The 20,096-nt window shown below is 70.9% G+C and carries 20 protein-coding genes and 1 tRNA gene; 10 read left to right on the forward strand and 11 right to left on the reverse strand.

The window, feature by feature from the left end:
- Positions 1 to 194: 194 nt before the first annotated feature.
- Together COUCH_RS30765 and COUCH_RS30770 are read right to left on the reverse strand one after the other, a co-directional pair.
- The gene (locus tag COUCH_RS30765) at positions 195 to 719 is read right to left on the reverse strand and encodes a hypothetical protein (RefSeq protein ID WP_249608699.1); all 525 of its coding nucleotides are present in this window, start codon (positions 717 to 719) and stop codon (positions 195 to 197) included.
- Positions 720 to 868: 149 nt separating this feature from the next.
- Positions 869 to 1,504, reverse strand: coding sequence for a maleylpyruvate isomerase family mycothiol-dependent enzyme (locus COUCH_RS30770; RefSeq protein WP_249608700.1), 636 nt, complete (start codon positions 1,502 to 1,504; stop codon positions 869 to 871).
- 120 nt (positions 1,505 to 1,624) lie between these two features.
- Here COUCH_RS30770 and COUCH_RS30775 point away from each other — a divergent pair, with 120 nt between their 5' ends.
- The 3 genes from COUCH_RS30775 to COUCH_RS30785 all read left to right on the forward strand — a co-directional run bounded on the left by COUCH_RS30775 (position 1,625) and on the right by COUCH_RS30785 (position 3,378).
- Entirely contained in the window at positions 1,625 to 2,035 is a 411-nt protein-coding gene (locus COUCH_RS30775; protein ID WP_249608701.1) for a helix-turn-helix domain-containing protein, read from the forward strand.
- A gap of 57 nt (positions 2,036 to 2,092) precedes the next feature.
- The gene (locus tag COUCH_RS30780) at positions 2,093 to 2,509 is read left to right on the forward strand and encodes a VOC family protein (RefSeq protein ID WP_199517091.1); all 417 of its coding nucleotides are present in this window, start codon (positions 2,093 to 2,095) and stop codon (positions 2,507 to 2,509) included.
- Between the two features lie 83 nt (positions 2,510 to 2,592).
- Positions 2,593 to 3,378: a DUF2927 domain-containing protein gene (locus COUCH_RS30785; protein WP_249608702.1), complete on the forward strand. Its 786-nt coding sequence runs from the start codon at positions 2,593 to 2,595 to the stop codon at positions 3,376 to 3,378.
- A gap of 3 nt (positions 3,379 to 3,381) precedes the next feature.
- Here COUCH_RS30785 and COUCH_RS30790 read toward each other — a convergent pair whose 3' ends face one another.
- Both COUCH_RS30790 and COUCH_RS30795 read right to left on the reverse strand, forming a co-directional pair.
- Positions 3,382 to 3,714, reverse strand: coding sequence for a cupin domain-containing protein (locus COUCH_RS30790; RefSeq protein WP_249608703.1), 333 nt, complete (start codon positions 3,712 to 3,714; stop codon positions 3,382 to 3,384).
- Between the two features lie 17 nt (positions 3,715 to 3,731).
- Entirely contained in the window at positions 3,732 to 4,496 is a 765-nt protein-coding gene (locus COUCH_RS30795) for a G5 domain-containing protein (protein WP_249608704.1), read from the reverse strand.
- A 72-nt stretch (positions 4,497 to 4,568) separates the two neighbouring features.
- On the opposite strand from COUCH_RS30795, the gene COUCH_RS30800 reads away from it, so the two are divergent.
- Together COUCH_RS30800 and COUCH_RS30805 are read left to right on the forward strand one after the other, a co-directional pair.
- A complete protein-coding gene (locus COUCH_RS30800; RefSeq protein WP_249608705.1) occupies positions 4,569 to 5,426 on the forward strand; it encodes a helix-turn-helix domain-containing protein in 858 nt (285 codons plus the stop codon).
- Between the two features lie 66 nt (positions 5,427 to 5,492).
- Positions 5,493 to 6,074, forward strand: a complete 582-nt coding sequence (locus COUCH_RS30805; protein WP_249608706.1) for a dihydrofolate reductase family protein — start codon at positions 5,493 to 5,495, stop codon at positions 6,072 to 6,074.
- A gap of 3 nt (positions 6,075 to 6,077) precedes the next feature.
- Here the strand turns inward: COUCH_RS30805 and COUCH_RS30810 are convergent.
- From COUCH_RS30810 to COUCH_RS30825, 4 genes are all read right to left on the reverse strand, one after another.
- Positions 6,078 to 6,152 (reverse strand) — tRNA-Val (locus COUCH_RS30810).
- A 36-nt stretch (positions 6,153 to 6,188) separates the two neighbouring features.
- Positions 6,189 to 6,653 (reverse strand): peroxiredoxin, encoded by a 465-nt coding sequence (locus tag COUCH_RS30815; protein ID WP_249608707.1) that lies wholly within the window; start codon positions 6,651 to 6,653, stop codon positions 6,189 to 6,191.
- Between the two features lie 107 nt (positions 6,654 to 6,760).
- Positions 6,761 to 7,192 (reverse strand): DUF3052 domain-containing protein, encoded by a 432-nt coding sequence (locus tag COUCH_RS30820; protein WP_199517098.1) that lies wholly within the window; start codon positions 7,190 to 7,192, stop codon positions 6,761 to 6,763.
- 139 nt (positions 7,193 to 7,331) lie between these two features.
- Positions 7,332 to 9,620 (reverse strand): thiamine pyrophosphate-dependent enzyme, encoded by a 2,289-nt coding sequence (locus COUCH_RS30825; RefSeq protein ID WP_249608708.1) that lies wholly within the window; start codon positions 9,618 to 9,620, stop codon positions 7,332 to 7,334.
- Positions 9,621 to 9,839: 219 nt separating this feature from the next.
- Here COUCH_RS30825 and COUCH_RS30830 point away from each other — a divergent pair, with 219 nt between their 5' ends.
- The 3 genes from COUCH_RS30830 to COUCH_RS30840 all read left to right on the forward strand — a co-directional run bounded on the left by COUCH_RS30830 (position 9,840) and on the right by COUCH_RS30840 (position 15,335).
- A complete protein-coding gene (locus tag COUCH_RS30830; protein WP_249608709.1) occupies positions 9,840 to 10,244 on the forward strand; it encodes a YjbQ family protein in 405 nt (134 codons plus the stop codon).
- Positions 10,245 to 10,391: 147 nt separating this feature from the next.
- Positions 10,392 to 13,130, forward strand: a complete 2,739-nt coding sequence (gene aceE / locus COUCH_RS30835; protein ID WP_346015954.1) for a pyruvate dehydrogenase (acetyl-transferring), homodimeric type — start codon at positions 10,392 to 10,394, stop codon at positions 13,128 to 13,130.
- 81 nt (positions 13,131 to 13,211) lie between these two features.
- Positions 13,212 to 15,335 (forward strand): methyl-accepting chemotaxis protein, encoded by a 2,124-nt coding sequence (locus COUCH_RS30840; RefSeq protein ID WP_249608710.1) that lies wholly within the window; start codon positions 13,212 to 13,214, stop codon positions 15,333 to 15,335.
- On the opposite strand, the gene COUCH_RS30845 is transcribed toward COUCH_RS30840, so the two are convergent.
- Together COUCH_RS30845 and COUCH_RS30850 are read right to left on the reverse strand one after the other, a co-directional pair.
- Positions 15,325 to 15,639, reverse strand: a complete 315-nt coding sequence (locus COUCH_RS30845; protein WP_249608711.1) for an ArsR/SmtB family transcription factor — start codon at positions 15,637 to 15,639, stop codon at positions 15,325 to 15,327. The genes COUCH_RS30840 and COUCH_RS30845 overlap by 11 nt on opposite strands.
- 4 nt (positions 15,640 to 15,643) lie before the next feature.
- Positions 15,644 to 16,177 (reverse strand): dihydrofolate reductase family protein, encoded by a 534-nt coding sequence (locus COUCH_RS30850; RefSeq protein WP_249608712.1) that lies wholly within the window; start codon positions 16,175 to 16,177, stop codon positions 15,644 to 15,646.
- A 103-nt stretch (positions 16,178 to 16,280) separates the two neighbouring features.
- Here COUCH_RS30850 and COUCH_RS30855 point away from each other — a divergent pair, with 103 nt between their 5' ends.
- Both COUCH_RS30855 and COUCH_RS30860 read left to right on the forward strand, forming a co-directional pair.
- Positions 16,281 to 17,300, forward strand: coding sequence for a winged helix DNA-binding domain-containing protein (locus COUCH_RS30855; RefSeq protein WP_249608713.1), 1,020 nt, complete (start codon positions 16,281 to 16,283; stop codon positions 17,298 to 17,300).
- 35 nt (positions 17,301 to 17,335) lie between these two features.
- Entirely contained in the window at positions 17,336 to 18,589 is a 1,254-nt protein-coding gene (locus tag COUCH_RS30860) for an MFS transporter (protein ID WP_249608714.1), read from the forward strand.
- A 25-nt stretch (positions 18,590 to 18,614) separates the two neighbouring features.
- Here the strand turns inward: COUCH_RS30860 and COUCH_RS30865 are convergent, their stop codons facing one another.
- A complete protein-coding gene (locus COUCH_RS30865) occupies positions 18,615 to 19,991 on the reverse strand; it encodes a glycosyl hydrolase family 18 protein (RefSeq protein ID WP_249608715.1) in 1,377 nt (458 codons plus the stop codon).
- Positions 19,992 to 20,096 lie beyond the last annotated feature (105 nt).

A 20,096-nucleotide genomic window follows, 5' to 3' on the forward strand; every position in this document is an offset into this window, starting at 1 on the left:
CCGAGCAACGCACGCACGCAACGCACCCCCGCCGGCATCGCAAGCCGAGCAACGCACGCAAGCAACGCCCCCGGCATCACAAGCCGAGCGACGCACGCAGCAAAGCGAAGGGAGAACGCGACACGGGCCCGTAGTGCGTCGCCGGCCGGCCGCGCACCCGGACATGCCGGGATCAGCGGCCGGTCGGTCGGCGACTACGACACCGCCTCCGCTGCCGGTCTCTCCCCGGACGGCTCCCCCTGCCCGTACGTCGCAGGGCCGTCGGGTGCGAGCTCGCCGAGGCTTTCCAGGCGGGCCCGGATGCCGCCCCGGCTGCGGCCGAACTCCTGCATCAGCGCGCGTTCGCCCGCGCCCGCGCGGTAGCGGGCCACGAGACGTTCGTCGTCCTCCGGGGACCATCGGGCGCCCCGGTTGGGGTAGCGCTTCGGTTTCTCCTCGGCCGCGCGGGCCGCCTTGCGCTGGTTGCGCAGCGCCGAGAGCCCGGTGAGGGTCGAGGTGAGGGCCTGGGTGACGTCGGGGAGGTCGTGGGGCGAGATCCCTCCGCTGATCTCGCTCACCGTCTCGCCGTCGGGTCCCCAGCCGGTCAGCGTGAGGGTGATCGGATCGTCGCCCGTGCCCGCGGCGGTGATCCGGTAGACGTTGCCGGCCGCCGTGAAGTGCCGGTCGAGCTGGGTGTGAGGGCGCCGGTCCTGTTCCGGCGCGAATTCGTTGGTGTCCATGCGGCGACGGTAGGGACCCGCACCGACACTTTTCCGCGGGCGCGTCGCGGGCCCCGGCGTTTCGTGTCAGCGAGGCGACCGGTCGGCGGGCCGGGACCGGTCAAAGGGGGCATCACGGGCGGGATACGTCAGCGGATGGTCAGGATGCATCAGCTCCGGCGGGTCAACCGGCCGTCCAGGATCCGCACTCCCGGCCCGTCCAGCTCGGGCAGCACCACCCCGCGTCCGCACATGGCCATCATCAACGCCTCCGCCGGCCCCGCGATCAGCGGTCCGACCCCGGAGAACCAGTTCAGGTCCGACGCCTCGAAGCGCAGGCCGGCGAGCCGTCGCTTGGACGTGAACCCGAGCGCCCGGCCGCTGGTGAGGAACTCGAGGGACACCTTGAGCCGTTCCAGCCGCAGACCGTGCGGCAGGCCGAGGGGGCGGCGCATGTCCTGGCCGTGGACCTGCAGGTCGGTCAGCTGCCCCGCGTACCCGACGATCGGCGGTTTGAAAGGGTTGTCGGCATTGTCGCGCAGGGCGCGGGCGAGGTCGGCCGCCGGACGGTCGGCCGCGAGCACCGCCAGCTGCGCGTTGGCCTTGTGGATCCGGAAGCCGTTGCGGGCCAGGAGCGGGAACACCGGCACCGGAGGCTTCCCGAGCGCCGCGAGCAGGTGCCCTGCCACCTCTTTGACGGTCCACTCGCCGCACAGGCTCGGCGCGTCGAGCCGGCCCGGGTCCAGCGATTCGACCAGGTCGGCGATGCGGCGTCGCTCATCGGCGATGGCGGCACGGATATCCACCGCGACAGGCTACAGACCCGATCTTTCATCCGTACGCCGTGCAGCGGGGTCGCGGAGAATGTCGGAGGCCGGGGCTAGGGTTCCGGCCATGAAGGTCAGCGGGTGGCGGGCGGTGCTCAGGTGAGCCGCGCGGTCGAGGAGTCGAACCGCCGCATGCTGCGCGCCCGCGACGCGATGGACCGGGCGTACACGGAGCCGCTGGACATTCCCGCGCTGGCCCGGATCGCGCACGTCTCCCCCGCGCATTTCATCCGCACGTTCCGCGCGACCTTCGGGGAGACGCCACACCGCTATCTGCAGCGGCGGCGGGTGGAACGAGCCATGTTCCTGTTGCGGGAGACGGATCAGAGTGTGACGGAGGTGTGCATGACCGTGGGGTTCAGCAGTCTGGGGACGTTCAGCCGGACGTTCCACGCGATCCTCGGGGAGTCGCCCACGGCGTACCGGAAGCGGGCGGTGTCGTCGGTCGTGCCGAACTGTTTCGGGATGGCCTATATGCGGCCAGCTTCTCTCCCGGACGGGGGACCATAGCCCTGAACGTCATTTTTGGATAAGCACCGCGGCGTCGCCGGTCGTTAGCGTGAGTCCATGCTGAACAAGATCCGCATCACTCACGTCTTCGTCGCCGACCAGGACGAGGCACTGGACTTCTACGTCGGCAAGCTGGGCCTCGAGGTGGCCGACGACATCGACCTCGGCTTCATGCGCTGGCTCACCGTACGGGTGCCCGGCGACGACCCGGACCGCGTCATCCTGCTGGAGAAGCCGGGCCCGCCGGCGATGGACGCGCAGACCGCCGAGCAGCTGCGCGAGCTGATCGCCAAGGGCGCGAGCGGCTTCACGCTGGGCTTCAGCACCGACGACGCGCGCAAGACGTACGACGAGCTCAAGGCCAAGGGCGTGGAGCTCACGGACGGGCCGACGGAGCAGCCGTACGGCATCGACTTCGGCGGGCGCGACCCGTTCGGCAACCACTTCCGGGTCAGCCAGCCGGCCGGCTCCTAGCGGTCCCCGCCGGCCGGCCCGCGCGGTCCGGGCTCCCGAGCCCGGGCCGCGGCGGGAAGCCGTTCCGATCGTAGGATGCCCGGGTGAGATCGCGTCGAGTGCCGCTACGCCGCCTGGCTCTGGCATCGCTCGCGCTCACGCTCGCCCTGGCCGGCTGCACCACTCACGACGACGGAACGCCGCCCACGGACGTCCCGGCCACTGCCGCGCTCGGCACCCCGGGCCCTTCCCCCTCGACGACGCCGACGGCCGACAAGCCGAAGACGCCCAAGCCGAAAATCGACAGGGCCGCCCTCAACTACTTCTTCAAAATCGCGCTGGGCGCCGAGTACGGCGACGACATCCACGTCGTCACACGGTGGATGAAACCGGTGGTGACCGTACGCGTCGCCGGAAAGCCCAGCGCGGCCGACCGGGACTGCCTCGGCCGCGTCGTGTCGGATTTCAACAGGCTGACGGCGACCACCGACCTCAAGCTCACCACCTCGGCCACCGCCGACATCCGGGTGCATTTCGCGCCGGTGAGCCGCTTCAAGTCGCTGGAACCGAACTACGTGCCGGACAACGACGGCTTCTTCCACGTCGACTGGTCGGCCGGCTACATCATCACGAACGCCAACGTGCTCATCCGCACCACGGGCATCTCCCCGCGGATCCGCTGCCACCTGATCCGCGAGGAACTCACTCAGAGCACGGGCCTGATGCGCGACGCCGACGACCACCCGTCCAGCGTCTTCTACGGCCAATACTGGTCGGCCCCGACCCGCTATTCGGCGCTCGATCAGAAGCTCATCAAGCTCCTGTACGGCGGAGCCATCCAGCCGGGCGACACGAAGAAGATGATCACCGCGGCGGTCACGGTCTCCTGAGCGCTAGACGATGTCCACCGAGATCTCCACGGCTGTCATCGTTCCCTTGTTCTCGAGCCAATGGGTCGTGTGCCGGTCCTCCGGCCACCCGACGCCGGGCCCATAGTCGGTGTCCACGCCGTCCCGGTGGTCGGTGATCGTCCCCTGCAGCACGTAGACGACGCCGGGCCGGCCCACATGGTCGTGAACGGGGCCGAAGACGCCGCCCGGCTCCATGGTCACCATGCGCATGCGAAGCTGCCGGCCCGCCATGCCCTCGATCTCCCCGGCAAGGTCGACCGTTGCCAGGGCCTGGATCGAAACACCTCTGGTCTCGTGCGCCTGTTCGTCGCTCATCGGCGAAACCCCCAGTCTCAGTCGCAGCCGTAGCCGTCGTTGTCCCGGTCCAGGTCGTAGATGTCCGTACCGATGACCCGGACGACGCCGTCGACGTAGGCCGGGCCGTTGCCGCTGCCTCCCGCACAGTCGACGTCGCTGGCGATCGGCACGCAGCCGCTGTAGTTGGGGTCGCACGCGGGTTCCTCCCTGGTCCCCACCGCGATCACCCTGGTCACCGGCCGCCTCGTGACCGTCGAGCCGACCAGCCGTCTGCCGGTCTGGGCGCCGTTCACGGTCGAGACCTCATAGGTCAGGGTCCGTACGCCGGCCGAGCCCTTCACCCGTACCTTCCTGGTTCCCTGACGCATCGCGGCATCTTCGACCGTCCGCGTCTTGAAGGGAATGGCCCGCTTCTCGGTCACCGTCCGCTTCACCACCTCGGCGGCCGGTACGGTCGTCGTGGCCGCGGCCGGTGTCGCGCTCGCCACGGCCGACGCCGCAGTCGTCGCCGGCACGGCGCTTGCCGACACGGAGGTCACCGGAACGGCCGGCGCGACGGTCCCCTGCTCGGGCACCGGCGCCAACGCCCCGGTGTCGGCCGCGCGGTGGGCCGGCGGTGAATCGACGGCGGCTCCCAGTGCCACGATGCCGCCGAGTCCGCCACAGCACGGCAGGAAGATGAGCGCGATGATGAGCGCCGCCCGGTGCACCGCCGACATCCCGGACCACACTCGCCGGAGCCGGCCCTGCGGCGACGGGCCGCCGGCCGGCCCGGGAGGCCTCGGAGACTGATACGTCATGGTCTCAGCTTGTCCCGCTGCGAATGCCCGGACATCGCCTGATCATCCGTTACCGACCTCGTCCCTCAGGTCATGGTGGATGCTGTGGGCGTGGAGTACGTGTCCAGAGTGCCGCGACCGCCGCTGGACGGGCTGATCGACGACCTCTACTACCTGGAGGGCGTGCCGCCGTACGCCCGGCTGAAGCTGCCCCCGATGCCCGCGGCGTTGCTCATCATCAACCTCGGGGCGCCGTTCCGGATCCGCGCCGGCACCGACATCCAGACGGCCGAGTACGCCGACGGCTGCGTGGTCACCACGCCCACCTACGCGCTGGAGTTCGGCTACCCACGCCCGACCCGGTCTGTGGGCGTACACCTCAAGCCCTGGGGGTTGGCGCCTTTCCTGCCGATGCCCGCGGCGGAGCTGTGCGACCGGCCGGTGACGGTGGAGCAGGTCTGGGGCCGGCCAGCCGTCGCCGAGCTGCGAGACAGGCTGGCCACGGCGGCCGGACCGGACGCGATGCTGGCGCTGCTCGAGGACGAGCTGATGCGCCGGCTGAGCGAGACTGCCGGGCTGGGGCTGGTCCGCCGTACGAGCAGAGCCATCGCCGCGTCCGGCGGGGCGGTGGCGATCGGCGACCTGAGGGCCGCGGCCGGTGTCAGCAGCACGCACCTGGCACAGCGGTACAAGGAGCTCATCGGCGTCACGCCGAAGCGGCTGGCCCGCACGTACCGCTTCGCCGCCGCCGTGTTCGCCATCGACCCCGCCGGACCGATCGACTGGGGCGAGCTCGCCGGCGGGGCCGGCTACTTCGACCAGGCCCACTTCGCCCACGAGTTCCGGGCGTTCACCGGCTTCACGCCGACCCGGTACGTCGAGGTCCGGCGACGGTTCCTGCGGGAGAACCCCGGCCACGTGATGGACGGCTGGCCGCTACCGACCGATTGATTTCTTACAAGAGTTGCAGCTCACGGCACGTTAACTTGGGGGCACCAGCAAGCCAGAGGAGCACCCGTGGGCAAAGTGGTCATGTACAGCTCGGTGTCGGTGGACGGCTTCGTCGCGGACGAGCACGACCAGCCCGGACCGTTGTTCGACTGGCTGTCCAGTGGTGACGTCCCACTCGACGACAGCGGCATGCTGAAGGTGTCACAGCGCTCGTACGACTACGTCCGGCCGTACTGGGACGAGATCGGGGCGACGGTCGTCGGCCGCCACGTCTTCGACATGACGGACGGCTGGGACGGCAAACCCCCGAGCGGCATCGACCACGTCATCGTCGTGACCCACCGGCCGGCACCCGAGGGCTGGGACCCCGAGGCACCATTCCACTTCGTCAACGGCGTCGAGGCTGCGGTGGCCGAGGCGCAGGAGCTTGCGGGCGATCGCACGGTCGAGGTGGCCGCCGGGGACGTCGGTGGGCAGGTGCTTGCAGCGGGCCTGGTCGACGAGGTGCGCATGGATGTGGTGCCGGTGGTTTTCGGGTCCGGGAAGCGCTACTTCGGGTCGGTACAGGCGCAGCACCTGTTGGAGGATCCGGACGTGGTCATCCAGGGCAACCGGGTGCTCCACCTGCGCTACCAGGTCCGCCGTTGAGGGTGGTGGGCGCGGCAGGTTTCGAACCTGCGACCCCTCGCTTGTAAGGCGAGTGCTCTCCCGCTGAGCTACGCGCCCGGGTTTGAGACCGGAGCCGTCATCCTACCCTGGCCGTCACGCCAGGATCTTCGCGAGGCTCTCGCGCCAGGCTGTCTGGTCCCGGCGCTCCCCCGGGCCGTTCTCCTGGGCGAACCGTACGATGCCGGCCGCGTCGATGAGGAAGGTGCCTCGGTTGGCGTAGCCGCGTTCCGGGTTGAAGACGCCGTACGCCTGGGCCACCTCGCCGTGCGGCCAGAAGTCGGCGAGGAGGGGGAAGGTGTAGCCCTCGCGGTCGGCCCAGATCTTGTGGGTGTAGACCGAGTCGACGCTGATGGTCAGGATCTGGACCCTGTCATTGGCGTACGCCGGGAGGTTGTCCTGGATCTCGGCGAGTTCGCCCTGGCAGGTGCCGGTGAAGGCGAGGGGGTAGAAGACCAGGAGGACCGCTTTGCGGCCGTGGAAGTCCGCGAGGGTGATCTCCTGGTTGTTCTGGTCCTTGAGCGTGAAGCCGGGCGCCTCGGTGCCCGCGTCGATCGGCATCCGGACACGATAGCCAAGGTCCGGCGGGGAGGTCCCCGCAGGACAGCATGAAGGGCCCGGACCCGGCAGGGAGCCGCCGGAGGGCCGGGCTGGGGAAAGAGTCAGGGCTACTTCTTCTTGGCTCCGCGGGGCGAGACCAGCCGGGCCGCGGTCCAGTCCTTGCCGGCGTTGACCGTGGAGGTCTGCTGGAGGCCGGCCGTCGGCGCGCTCTCGCTGACCTCGCTCGGTTCGACGTGGCCGTCGCGGCCCGCCTTGGGGGTCAGGAGCCACACCACGCCGCTGTCCGCGAGCGGGCCCAGGGCATCCGTGAGCAGTTCGAAGAGGTCACCGTCGCCGTCGCGATACCAGAGCAGCACCGCGTCGACCACCTCGTCGGTGTCCTCGTCCACCAAATCGCCCACGCGTTCGGTCAGGGCGTCACGGAGATCCTCGTCGACGTCGTCGTCGTAGCCCATCTCCATGACCACCATGTTCGGCTCGAGGCCGAACCGGTCCGCCAGGCTGCGTACGCCGTCGGCCTGACCAGCGGTCGCGCTCACTGTCGAATTCCTCCTTGCTGGTGACGACGCCACCGCCGGGGCGGCGCCGCTGTTGACGACGTTGTTCACGCCGTTGTCGTGGGGGTAGTCCACACACTCGGGCCGCCGCGCGCAAGTGGCGCACCGAGTGTGAGGCAATTTACCGTGCCAGCAGGGCGTGGGCACCCTGTGTGATGGCATCTTCCCCGATCAGGACCTGCTGCGCTGCCGGACCGAGCGGAACCGGCGAGTCGGCGGCGGCGATGCGCCGGGCCGCGCCCACGAAACCGCCGTCCACCAGGGCCGCGAGGATGCCTTCGCCGACGCCGCCGGAGCGCCGGGTCTCGTCGACGATGAGCACGCGGCCGGTCGCGGAGGCCTCGCGGATCAGGTCGGCCACCGGCAGCGGGCTCAGCCAGCGCAGGTCCACCACGCGGGAGCCGTACCCGTCGGCGGCGAGCCCGGACGCGACGCGCAGGGACATGCGTACGCCGTTGCCGAAGGTCAGGATCGTCAGGTCCTCGGCGGACCCGAAGGGGTAGGTGCGGGCCCGGCCGACGGGGATGTGCGTGCCGGCCCACTCGCCCGGCGGGGCGTAGGGCGCGAGCCATTCGTTGTCGCCCTGCTGGAACAGGTCGCGGGTGTGGTAGAGCGCGATCGGCTCGAGGAAGACGCTGACCGTGCCGTCGACGGCCGCCGCGGCCAGGCAGGAGCGCAGCATGGGTGCCGCGTCGGACGGCCGTGCGGGCACGGCCAGGACCAGTCCGGGTACGTCGCGCAGCACGGCGACCGAGTTGTCGTTGTGGAAGTGGCCGCCGAAGTTCTGCTGGTAGGCGAGGCCGGCGACGCGTACGACCATGGGGTTGCGGAAGGCGCCCTGCGAGAAGAAGGAGAGCGTGGCCGCCTCGCCGCGGAGCTGGTCCTCGGCGTTGTGCAGGTACGCCAGGTACTGGATCTCCGGGATGGGGAGCATGCCCGCGAGCCCGGCGCCGAGGCCGAGCCCCAGGATGGACGTCTCGTCGAGCAGGGTGTCGAACACGCGGTCGGCGCCGAAGCGGTCGCGCAGGTTCTTCGTGACGCCGTACACGCCGCCCTTGACCGCGACGTCCTCCCCGTACAGCAGGGCGCCGGGGTGGGCGAGCAGCGCGTCGGTGAGGGTGGCGTTGATGGTCTGTGCCAGCGTGAGCGGGCCGCCCTGCTCGGGGAGCCGGCCGCCGAAGGCCTGGGTGCGGGCGGCTGAGCCGGCGCCCGAGGCGCGGGTGGCGGCGTCGGCGACGTGCCGGGCGGCGCGCAGCGGGCGGCGGGGTGCCAGCGGGGCGGCGATCTGCGCCGGGGTGGCCAGTTTCGGCTCGCCCAGAACCTCCTCGGCGACCTTGCGGACCTGCCAGCCCAGCTCGTCGTAGCGGGTGATGAGGTCGTCGGGGGTGGCGGCACCGCCGGCGACGAGCAGCTCCGCGGTGGTGATCAGGGGGTCGCGGTCCAGGTCGCGGGTGATGTCCTCGTTCGACCGGTACGCGACCTCGGCGTCCGCGCCGGCGTGGCCCATGAGGCGGACCGTGCTCAGGTGCAGGACGGCGGGGCGGCGCTGGTCGCGTACCCAGTCGGCGGCCTCGCGGGCGGTGTCGTACGCGGCGGCCAGGTCGCAGCCGTCGGCGGCGAAGTAGCGGATGCCGGGGCGGGCGCGCAGCGTCTCGGCGACCCAGCCGGGCGGGGAGGCGACGCTGATGCCGTACCCGTTGTCCTCGCAGATCAGCAGCAGCGGCAGGTGCCGGTCGGTGTGCTCGTACCAGCCGATGGTGTTGAGGGCGGCCGTGGCGCTGGCGTGGTTGACCGAGGCGTCGCCGAACGAGGCGACCGCGATCGCGTCGCCGGGCCAGGGGCTTTCGACGCCGCGCAGGGCGGGGGCCTGGCCGATCCCGTACGCGATCCCGACGGCCCGCGGCAGGTGCGAGGCGATGGTGGACGTGGTCGGGATGATCTGCAGGTCGGCCCGGCCGAAGACCTTGTGCCGGCCGCCGGCGATCGGCTCGGCGGCGGAGGCGACGACGCCGCGCAGCACGTCGCGGGCCGCCTCGACGAGCGCGTCGGTGCCGGGGTCGAGCGGCGGGACCTGGCCGGCGCGGACACAGTAGAACGCGCCGGAGCGGTAGTGCAGCAGGGCGGGGTCGGTGGGGCGGAGCGCGGCGGCGACGGCGGCGTTGCCCTCGTGGCCGGAGGAGCCGATCGTGTAGAAGCCTTCGTTGAAGCTGCGCAGCCAGCGGGCCGCGAGGTCGAGGTGGCGGCTGACCAGCTGGGCGTCGAAGAGCTGCCGGGCCCGGTCGCCGGTGAGGGCGGAGCCCTCGCGGACCGGGTCGTCGCCGGGCCGGCGGGTCCCGGCCGGCGGCAGGCCGGCGACGGCGTCGCGGAAACGCTCGTCGAGGTTCTGCGGGGTGGTCACGCGACCCAGCATTGCCGACCATGGCGAGCCCCGCCACCGCCGATGTGGACGCCCGGCCGGGCGGGCGGGGTAATCCCGGCGAACCACCTGCGCGGACCCGGTACGGCGTGCTGATCTGGTGGCATGGCGCTGTGGGCGGGACTGATGCGGATCGGTCTCTGCGGGCTGTGGTTCCTCGCGGTGGGGACGGCCTTCCTGGCGATGGACCTCTACGTGTAAGACTTCCCGGTCATGGACACCACGGTGATCACCGTCCGTACCGGGAACAGGCCGGTCGTCCGCGACATCACGAGCGAGGCGGAGGAGTTCGCCCGGGGTCGCGGCGACGGGCTGCTGCACGTGTTCGTGCCGCACGCCACGGCGGGCCTGGCGATCATCGAGACCGGCGCCGGGTCGGACGACGACCTGCTCACGGCGATCGACGAGCTGCTGCCCGCCGAGGACAAGTGGCGGCACCGGCACGGTTCGCGAGGTCACGGCCGTGATCACGTCCTGCCGGCCTGGATCCCGCCGTACGCGACGCTGCCGGTCATCGGCGGTCGCATCGCTCTGGGCACGTGGCAGTCGATCTGCCTCGTCGACCCCAACGGTGACAATCCGGAGCGCCAGGTGCGGTTCAGCTTCCTGAACGGCTGACGAAGTTACTGCTCAGTACGTGTGTCGCGCGTCGCCTAGCAAGACCGTAGGCGTGACGCCAGCCACCGTCAGGGGGCAGGATGGAACCATTCCCGTGCGATTCACACAATGGGGCGCACGGTCCGACACCGACCAAGAGGAATGCCTGTGGCCACGGAACGCAAGCGCCCGGTGATCAGCGACGGCCTGCCGAGCCAGCTTCCGGACATCGACCCCGAGGAAACCAGTGAGTGGGTCGAGTCGCTCGACGGAGTCATCGACGAACGCGGGGCCAAACGTGCCCGTTACGTGATGTTGCGCCTGCTCGAGCGGGCCCGGGAGCGTCAGGTCGGCGTGCCGCCGCTGACCTCCACGGACTACATCAACACGATCCCGCCGGAGCAGGAGCCCTGGTTCCCCGGTGACGAGTTCGTGGAACGCCGCATCCGCGCCTACATCCGGTGGAACGCGGCGATGCTGGTACACCGCGCGCAGCGCCCGGACATCGGCGTCGGCGGGCACATCTCCACCTACGCCTCCAGCGCCAGCCTCTACGAGGTCGGCATGAACCACTTCTTCCGCGGTAAGCAGCACCCCGGCGGCGGCGACCACATCTTCTTCCAGGGCCACGCCTCACCCGGCATGTACGCGCGCGCGTTCCTCGAGGGCCGGCTGAGCAGCGAGCAGCTCGACGGGTTCCGCCAGGAACTCTCCCACGCGCCGAACAGCCTCCCGTCGTACCCGCACCCGCGGCTGATGCCCGACTTCTGGGAATTCCCCACCGTCAGCATGGGCCTGGGCCCGCTGAACGCGATCTACCAGGCCCGCTTCAACCGCTACCTGCACCACCGCGGTATCAAGGACACCAGCCAGCAACACGTCTGGGCGTTCCTGGGCGACGGCGAGATGGACGAGGTCGAGTCGCTGGGCGCGATCGGGCTGGCCGCCCGCGAGGAACTCGACAACCTCACCTTCGTCGTCAACTGCAACCTGCAACGCCTCGACGGCCCGGTACGCGGCAACGGCAAAGTCATCCAGGAACTCGAGTCGTTCTTCCGCGGCGCCGGCTGGAACGTCATCAAGGTCGTCTGGGGCCGCGAGTGGGACCCGCTGCTGGCCGCCGACACCGACGGCGCCCTGGTCAACCTGATGAACGTCACCCCCGACGGCGACTACCAGACCTACAAAGGCGAATCCGGCGCCTACGTACGGGAGAACTTCTTCGGCCGCGACCCACGCACCCGCAAACTGGTCGAGCACATGAGCGACGACGAAGTGTGGAACCTCAAACGCGGCGGCCACGACTACAAAAAGCTGTACGCCGCGTACAAGGCCGCCACCGAACACACCGGCCAGCCCACCGTCATCCTCGCCAAAACCATCAAGGGCTGGACCCTCGGGTCGCACTTCGAGGCCCGCAACGCCACCCACCAGATGAAGAAACTCACCCTCGACGACCTCAAAAGCTTCCGGGACCGCCTCTACCTCGACATCCCCGACAAGCAACTCGAGGAGAACCCGTACCTCCCGCCGTACTACCACCCCGGCGACGACTCCGACGAGATGAAATACCTGCAGGAACGGCGACGTGAGCTGGGCGGCTACCTGCCGTCGCGGCGTACGAAGACGATCCCGCTGAACATCCCGGAGTCGGCGAAGTTCGGCGACGTCAAGCGGGGCTCGGGCAAGCAGAAGGTCGCCACCACGATGGCCTTCGTGCGGCTGCTCAAGGACATCATGAAGGACAAGGAGTTCGGGGCCCGCTGGGTGCCGATCATCCCGGACGAGGCGCGCACGTTCGGCATGGACTCCCTGTTCCCGACCCGCAAGATCTACTCGCCCCACGGCCAGACGTACACGTCGGTCGACCGCGAGCTGTTCCTGTCGTACAAGGAAGCCACCAACGGGCAGATCCTGCACGAGGGCATCAACGAGGCCGGCTCCACGGCGAGCTTCATCGCGGCCGGCACGTCGTACGCGACGCACGGCGAGCCGATGATCCCGCTGTACATCTTCTACTCGATGTTCGGCTTCCAGCGCACCGCCGACGAGCTGTGGGCGGCGGCGGACCAGATGACCCGCGGCTTCCTGCTCGGCGCGACCGCCGGGCGCACCACGCTCAACGGTGAGGGCCTGCAGCACGAGGACGGGCACTCGCTGCTGATCGCGGCGACGAACCCGGCCGTGGTGGCGTACGACCCGGCGTTCGCGTTCGAGATCGCGCACATCGTCGAGAACGGCCTGCACCGCATGTACGGCGAGAACCAGGAGAACATCTACTACTACCTCACGGTCTACAACGAGCCGATCGTGCAGCCGGCGGAGCCCTCGGGCGTCGACGTGGAGGGCCTGCTCAAGGGCATCTACAGGTACGCCGCGGCTCCGCAGGGCACGGGTCCGAAGGCGCAGCTGCTCGCCTCCGGCACGGGCATGCAGTGGGCGCTCAAGGCGCAGCAGCTGCTCGCCCAGGACTGGGGCGTCGCCGCTGACGTGTGGTCGGTGACCTCCTGGACCGAGCTGCGCCGGGACGCGGTGGAGGCCGAGGAGCACAACCTCATGAACCCGGGCGACCAGCCGCGCAAGCCGTACATCCAGACCAAGCTGGAGGGCACCGAGGGCCCGGCCGTCGCGGTCAGCGACTGGATGCGGGCGGTGCCCGACCTGATCAGCCGCTGGGTGCCGAACGACTACACGTCGCTGGGCACCGACGGGTTCGGCATGAGCGACACCCGGCACGCCCTGCGCCGGCACTTCCACGTGGACGCCGAGTCGGTGACGGTGGCGACGCTGCGCCAGCTCGCGCTGCGCGGCAAGGTGCCGTCGCACGTCCCGGCCGAGGCCGCGAAGAAGTACGCGATCGACGACGTGAACGCCGCCCCGGTCGGTGAGACCGGCGGGGACAGCTGACGAATCGGTCCCGATGAGGGGTACGCCGCAAACTTGCGGCGTACCCCTCATTCTTGTCCCGGAAGGGCCGAAAGGCCCTATATGGTGCGCGCGCAGATCGGTCACAAGCTCCTCGCCCTGGGTCTGGGCGGCGTTCTCAGCACGGCCGCGGTCCTGTTCGGGGTCGGCGCGTGGCAGAGCGACGCGTTCGCCGACCGCACCCAGGCGCAGGTCGAGAAGCTGACCACCGACGACCTCAACCGGACCACCGACTCGGTGACCCGCCTGGTCGGCTCGGTCGGCGACGAGATCCAGTCCGGCGTCAACAGCGACATGACGGCCGCCAACCAGTTGCTGGCCCAGCGCGGCGGCGTGGAGTTCGCGGACCGTACGGCGACCTGGACGGCCACCAACCAGTTCACCCAGGACAAGCAGACCGTGACGCTGCCCCGGATGACCGTCGCGGGGCAGTGGCTGGGCCAGAACCTCGACCTGCGCAGGCCCACGCCGTTCGTGGACGACGTGGTGTCGCTGCTCGGCGGCACGGTGACCGTCTTCCAGCGCATGAACGAGGCCGGCGACCTGCTCCGCGTCGGCACCAACGTCAAGACCACCGGCAACAGGCGGGCCATCGGCACGTACATCCCGGCCGTGGGGGCCGACGGCGCACCGAACGCCGTGGCCACCGCGATCAAGGCCGGCAAGTCGTACCGGGGTGTCGCGCTGGTCGTGGGTTCCTGGTACATCACCGCGTACGACCCGATCAAGGACTCGGCCGGCCGGGTCGTCGGCGCGCTGTACGTCGGCGTGCAGCAGTCCGAGGCGCTCAAGGAGCTGACCGACGCGATCTCCGGCAGCAAGGTCCGGGACAACGGCTGGGTCACCGTCTACAGCACCAACAAGGCCGACGCCGGGCGGATCATCGCTTCCAGCATCGCGGGCGCCGCCGGGCGTACGGAGCTGGGGGCCACCGACGCGGACGGCACCAAGTACGTCGAGCAGATCGTCGGCCAGGCGTCGAAGCTGACCGGCGGTGCGACCTGGCGGGCCACGTACCGGCTGCCGGGCGCCGGGGGCGCGCCGGCCGGGGACACCACCGTCACCGTGGCCTCGTACCCGCAGTACTCGTGGGCGATCGCCGTCGGCGGGTACGACGGCGACACCGCCGGTGCGGTCGACGCGGTCCAGGACGGCCGCCGCGCCATGCTCCTCGCGTTCCTCCTGGCGGCCCTGCTGCTCGCCGTGGCCGGCGGCCTGTTCGCCGCCTGGCAGGCCCGGAAGATCTCCCGGCGGCTGGGGGCGCTCACCGCCGGGCTGTCGCGGCTGGCGAAGCGGGACCTCACCGTCTCCGTCGCGGCGGACGGCCACGACGAGATCGGCCGGGCCGGCACCGCGCTCACCACCGCCGTGGCCGAGCTGCGCCAGGTGATGGTCGAGGTCACGGACGCCTCGCGCGAGGTGTCCCGGTCGGCCGGCCAGGTCGCGGCGACCGGGGCGGAGCTGACCGCATCGGCCGCGGCCGCCTCGCAGCAGGCCGGTTCTGCCACCCGCGCAGCCGACGAGATCTCGACCGTGGTGCAGACCGTGGCGGCGGGCGCCGAGCAGATGGGTGCGTCGATCAGCGAGATCTCCGGCAACGCCCAGGACGCGGCGCAGGCCGGGCGTGACGGTGTGGGCCTGACCGCCACCGCCTCCGGCGTCATCGACGAGCTGCGCTCTTCCACGGGCCAGATCGCCGACGTGGTGCGGCTGATCGCCAGCATCGCCGAGCAGACCAACCTGCTGGCCCTCAACGCGACGATCGAGGCCGCCCGGGCCGGCGACGCGGGCAAGGGGTTCGCGGTCGTCGCCGGCGAGGTCAAGGACCTGGCCCAGGAGACCGCGAAGGCGACGGAGGACGTCACCGCCCGGGTGTCGGCGATCGAGGGCGACACCGCGCGGGCGGTCGACGCGATCACCGCGATCACGTCGACGATCGCCCGGGTGAACGACTACCAGAACGCGATCGCCGCGGCCGTGGAGGAGCAGGCCGCGACGACCGCCGAGATGTCCCGCAACATCGTCGAGGTGGCCACCGGCAGCCGGGAGATCGCCGGCGACATCGGCGCGGTGAGCGGGGCCGTGGAGAGCACCCGCGCGGCGGTGACCGTGTCGCACGAGGCGGCCGGCGAGCTGGACGCGACCGCCCGGCGGCTGACCGAGCTGGTCGACCGGTTCACCGTCTGACGTACGCGGCCGGCTCGTCGGCGCTGGACTCCCAGAAGTGCCGGTAGCGCTGCACGTACTCCGAGGCCTCCCGCAGCGGCTCGGCCTCGAGCCGGCAGGGCCGCCACTGGGCCTCCCGGCCGCGCGAGATCAGGCCGGCGCGTTCCAGCACCTTGAGGTGCTTGGAGATGGCGGGCAGGGTCATGGCGAACGGCGCGGCCAGCTCGTTGACGGTCGCCTCCCCCTCGGCCAGGCGCGCCAGGATCGCCCGGCGCGTCGGGTCGGCGAGCGCGGCGAAGATGACGCTGAGCTGGTCGGTCGCCATCGGCTCAGGCCGGGACGTACGTGATGACCTCGACCCCGGTCTTCGTGGTCCAGGACCCGGTGTGGGCAAGCGCGACCCTGGTGCCCTCGTGCCACAGCTTGCGGCCCTCGCCGACCACGACGGGGTAGACCATGATCCGGTACTCGTCGACCAGGTTGTGCCGGGTCAGGTGGTTGAGCAGCTCGGCGCTGCCGTTGAGCAGCAGGGTGCCGGGCTCGGCCTTGAGCCGCGCGACCGCTTCGGAGACCTCGCCCTGCAGGAACGTCGCGTTCCACTCCGGCTCGGTGAGGGTGGTGGTGGCGACGTGCTTGGGCATCGAGTTCATCCGCTTGCCGAAGTCGCCCGTCGCCGCCTCCATCTGGGGCCAGGCGGCCTTGAAGCCCTCGTACGTCTTGCGCCCCAGCAGCAGGGCGTCCGCCTCACGCAGGTTGGCGTCCTGCCAGCTGCCCAGCTCGTCGTTGAAGTACGGCCCACTCCACGCCGGCTCCTCGAACACGCCGTCGAGGGTCACGTACGAGACCGCGACCACCTTACCCATGATCACCAATCCTCTGCGCTTTACCGTCTGGTTAATTAACTTGTCGGTAAACTACTCGCGTCCCGCGCGCCGGTCAAGGCGGACCGGGCTTAGGTTCCGACGCATGAATCTCGACGAGATCATGCGGCGGCGGATCGAGCGGCATCTCCTCGGCGGCGAGCGGGGCGCGGACGTGGTGGAGGTGGCACGGCGCATCGGCGGCATCCACGCACAGGTGGCGTCGTCCGCTCAGGCCGCGGCCGACCTGCGGCTGGGCGCGACCGCCGACCTGGAGAAGGCGCTGTGGAGCGACCGTACGCTGGTGCGCACCTGGGCCGCCCGCGGCACGCTGCACCTGCTGCCCGCCGCCGACCTGCCGTCCTGGGTGGCCGCCATGAGCACCCGCACCCGGGAGACCACCGGCTCCTGGCTGCGCTACCACGGGGTCACCGCGGCGCAGATGGCGGACATCATCGCGGCCGTGCCGGACGTGCTCGGCGGCGACCCGATGACGCGTGAGGAGCTCGCCGGCGCGGTGATCGCGGCGACCGGGCACGAGGAGCTGCGCGGGCCGCTCATCCAGGGGTTCGGGGCGATCCTCAAGCCGCTGGCGTTCCGGGGCCTGCTCTGCTCGGGGCCGCCGCACGGGCGCAACGTGACGTTCGTGGCGCCGCGCGCCTGGTTCGGCGACTGGGAGCCGGTGGAGACCGAGGCGGCGATCGACCGGCTGGCGGCGGCCTATCTGGACGCGTACGGGCCGGCCGACTCCGCGGAGTTCGCGCGCTGGTTCGACCTGAAGCCGGCCCTGGCCCGCAAGGCGTTCGCGCGCCTCGACCTGGAGCCGGTGGACGGTCACGGGTTCCTGCCGGCGGGGGCGGAGCGGCCGGCGGGCGGCGAGTCGGTGCTGCTGCTGCCGGCCTTCGACCCGTACGTGGTGGGCAGCCTGCGCCGGCTGGATGTCATCAGCAGCGGGCCCAGGTCCGCGGTTTCCCGTCCGCAGGGCTGGATCTCCCCCACGCTGGTGGTGAACGGCCGCATCGAGGGCGTCTGGGAGGAGAGGGACGGGGCGCCCGCCGTCACCGCGTTTCGCACCCTGCCCGCCGCGGTGCGCCGCGCCCTTCCTCGGGAGGCCGCGATCATCTAAGGTCCGAGGAACTTTCGTGTTTGCCCGGAGGCACCATGAGCGTCACGCAGGGCGCGCCGGCGGCGCTGGCCGAGCCGGTCGTGCCGGTCCGGCGCTCCTGGATCGGCCTGCTGTTCGCGGCGAACCTCGGCCTGTGGATGGTGTTCTTCACGCCGGTGCAGGTGCTGCTGCCCGAACAGATCGCCGAGATCGGCGTCGGCAGCAAGGAGGCCGCGCTCGGGTGGGTCACCGGCGTCGGGGCGCTCGTGGCGATCATCGTGAACCCCGCGGCCGGCGCGCTCTCCGACCGGACCCGGCTGCGGCTCGGCGGCAGGGCGTACGGGCGCCGGCACGTGTGGACCCTGTCCGGCGCCGCGCTGACGCTGGTGTCGCTGCTCTTCCTCGGCGTGCAGGACTCCATCGTGGGAGTGGCCGTCGGCTGGGCCGGCGCCCAGGTCGGCCTCAACGTCATGCTCGCCACGCTGACCGCGGCGGTGCCCGACCGGGTGCCCGTACGCCAGCGCGGGCGGGTCTCGGGCTGGATCGGCATGCCCCAGGCGCTCGGGCTCGTGCTGGGCGCCGTCCTGGTGACCGCGGTCGTCACCGGCACCACGAGCGGGTACGTGGTGATGGCGGTCGTGCTCGTGCTGCTCGCCGTACCGTTCGCGCTGCTGACGCCGGACGACCCGCTGCCCGCCGGCGACCGGGCACGGCCGCGGGGCAAGGCGATCTGGCGGGTGTTCCGCGAGCACCCGGACTTCGCGTGGGCCTGGGGCACCCGCTTCCTCGTGCAGCTCGGCAACGCGCTGGGCACGCTCTACCTGCTGTACTTCCTGACCGACGAGGTGCGGCTGGCCGACCCGGACACCGGCCTGCTGATCATGATCCTGCTGTACACGGCCGGCATGGTGGCCACCGCGGTGGTCGGCGGGCGGCTCTCCGACACCTCGGGCCGCCGCAAAATCTTCGTGGTCTGGTCCGGCATCGTCATCGCGGTCGCCGCGCTGCTGCTCGCGGTGTGGCCGACGTGGCCGGTGGCGCTCGTCGCCTCGGTGCTGCTCGGCGCGGGGTACGGCGTCTACCTCGCTGTGGACACGGCGCTGATCACGCAGGTGCTGCCGGCCGCGGTGGACCGGGCGAAGGACCTCGGGGTCATCAACATCGCGACGGCCGCGCCGCAGGTCCTCGGCCCGGCGATGGCCGCGCCCATCGTCACGCACCTGGGCGGCTACCCCACCCTGTACGCGGTCACCGCCGCGGTCACCCTGCTCGGGGCGGTCATGGTGGTGCGGATCCGCGCGGTGCCGTAGCTCCCCGCGCGGATCCGCCCCCTCGTTACGGCAGCGTCCAGCGCTGGTTCGCGCCGGCGAAGCAGTCCCAGATCTGCAGCCGGGTGCCGTTGGCCGAGCTGTTGTTCGACGCGTCGAGACACCGGCCGCTCGACGGGTTGCGCAGCGTCCCGTCGCCCTGCGGCTGCCATTTCTGTGCACCCGTACCGTTGCAGTCGTAGATCTGCACCAGCGAGCCGTTGGCCGTGCCGGCCGCGGCCACGTCCATGCACTTGCCGAGCGCGCGCAGCGTGCCGTCGGCGCCGACCGTCCAGTTCTGGGCGGCCGTGCCGTTGCAGTCGTAGAGCTGCACCGCCGTGCCGTTGGCCGACGAGGCCGCGGCGATGTCGATGCACTTGCCGGCGATGCCGGTGATCCGGCCGGTGCGCCCAGCCGGCGGGTCGGTCGGTGTGCCGCCGCCCGTCGCGGTCGAGTAGATGGCGCTGACCAGGGAGTTCGCGCCGGTGGCGTCCTGCGACAGCTCCCAGTTCATGATGCCGCCGGCGTTCGCCATGGCCCACTGGGTCTTGCGCCGGATCGTCGGCAGGCCGTTGTAGCACTCGTTGACGCCGTTGATGGTCGCGCAGTCCTGGTTGGCGAAGGCCGGGTTGGCCGCGACGATCTCCGCGTACGTCTTGTAGCCGGGGCGGCTGTAGAACGGCACGCCCAGCACCGCCTTGGAGGCCGGCAGGCCGCGGCCCTTCCAGAAGTTCACGCTGGCGATCGACCAGTCGTAGTTGGCGTGCGGGCTGCCGCCGTCGTACGCCATGATGTTCAGCCAGTCGACGGAGCCGAAGACCGCGGGTTGCACGCCGTTGGCCGTACCGCCCTCGGAGACCACGGCTGCCGTGAGCAGCTTGCCCTGGGCGTGCAGCGCGTTGCCGAGCTGCTGCATGAGCGCGGTGTAGTTGTTGCCGGACGTACCGGGGTCGGGGTACTCCCAGTCGATGTCGATGCCGTCCAGGTTGTACTGGCCGACGACGCCCATCACGGTGTTGACGAAGGTCGTCCGGGTGCTCGCGCTGCCCGCCATCGCCTCGAAGCCGGAGTCGTTGCCGTCGTTCCAGCCGCCGATGGCCAGCGAGACCTTGACGTTGTTCTGGTGGCCGAGCGAGACGAGCTGCGACAGCTTCGCCGTGTTCTCGATCGGCTGCAGGGTGCCGTTCGCGTTGGGGAGCGCGAAGGCGTAGTTGATGTGGGTCAGCTTGCTGTACTGGATGCTCGTGACGCTGCCGGCCCAGGACGGCATGTAGCCGACGCTCCTGAAGTTGTTCGGCAGCACCGCCGCCTCCGAGGTGCCCTGGACGGCCAGCGCGGTGACGAGACCACCGGCGGCGACCACGAGGGCGGCCGCGGCCGAGGCGATTCTTCTTCTCTTTGCCATGGGGGTGGGGACCTTCCTGTCCGGCGTGGGGGCGCCGTGGGGACGACATGGGGCCGGGAAATCTTAAGAAGCCTTACTAACAGTCGTCAATATAAGTCGTGAAGA

The organism is Couchioplanes caeruleus, from assembly GCF_023499255.1.
GTDB classification, from domain to species: Bacteria; Actinomycetota; Actinomycetes; order Mycobacteriales; family Micromonosporaceae; genus Actinoplanes; species Actinoplanes caeruleus_A.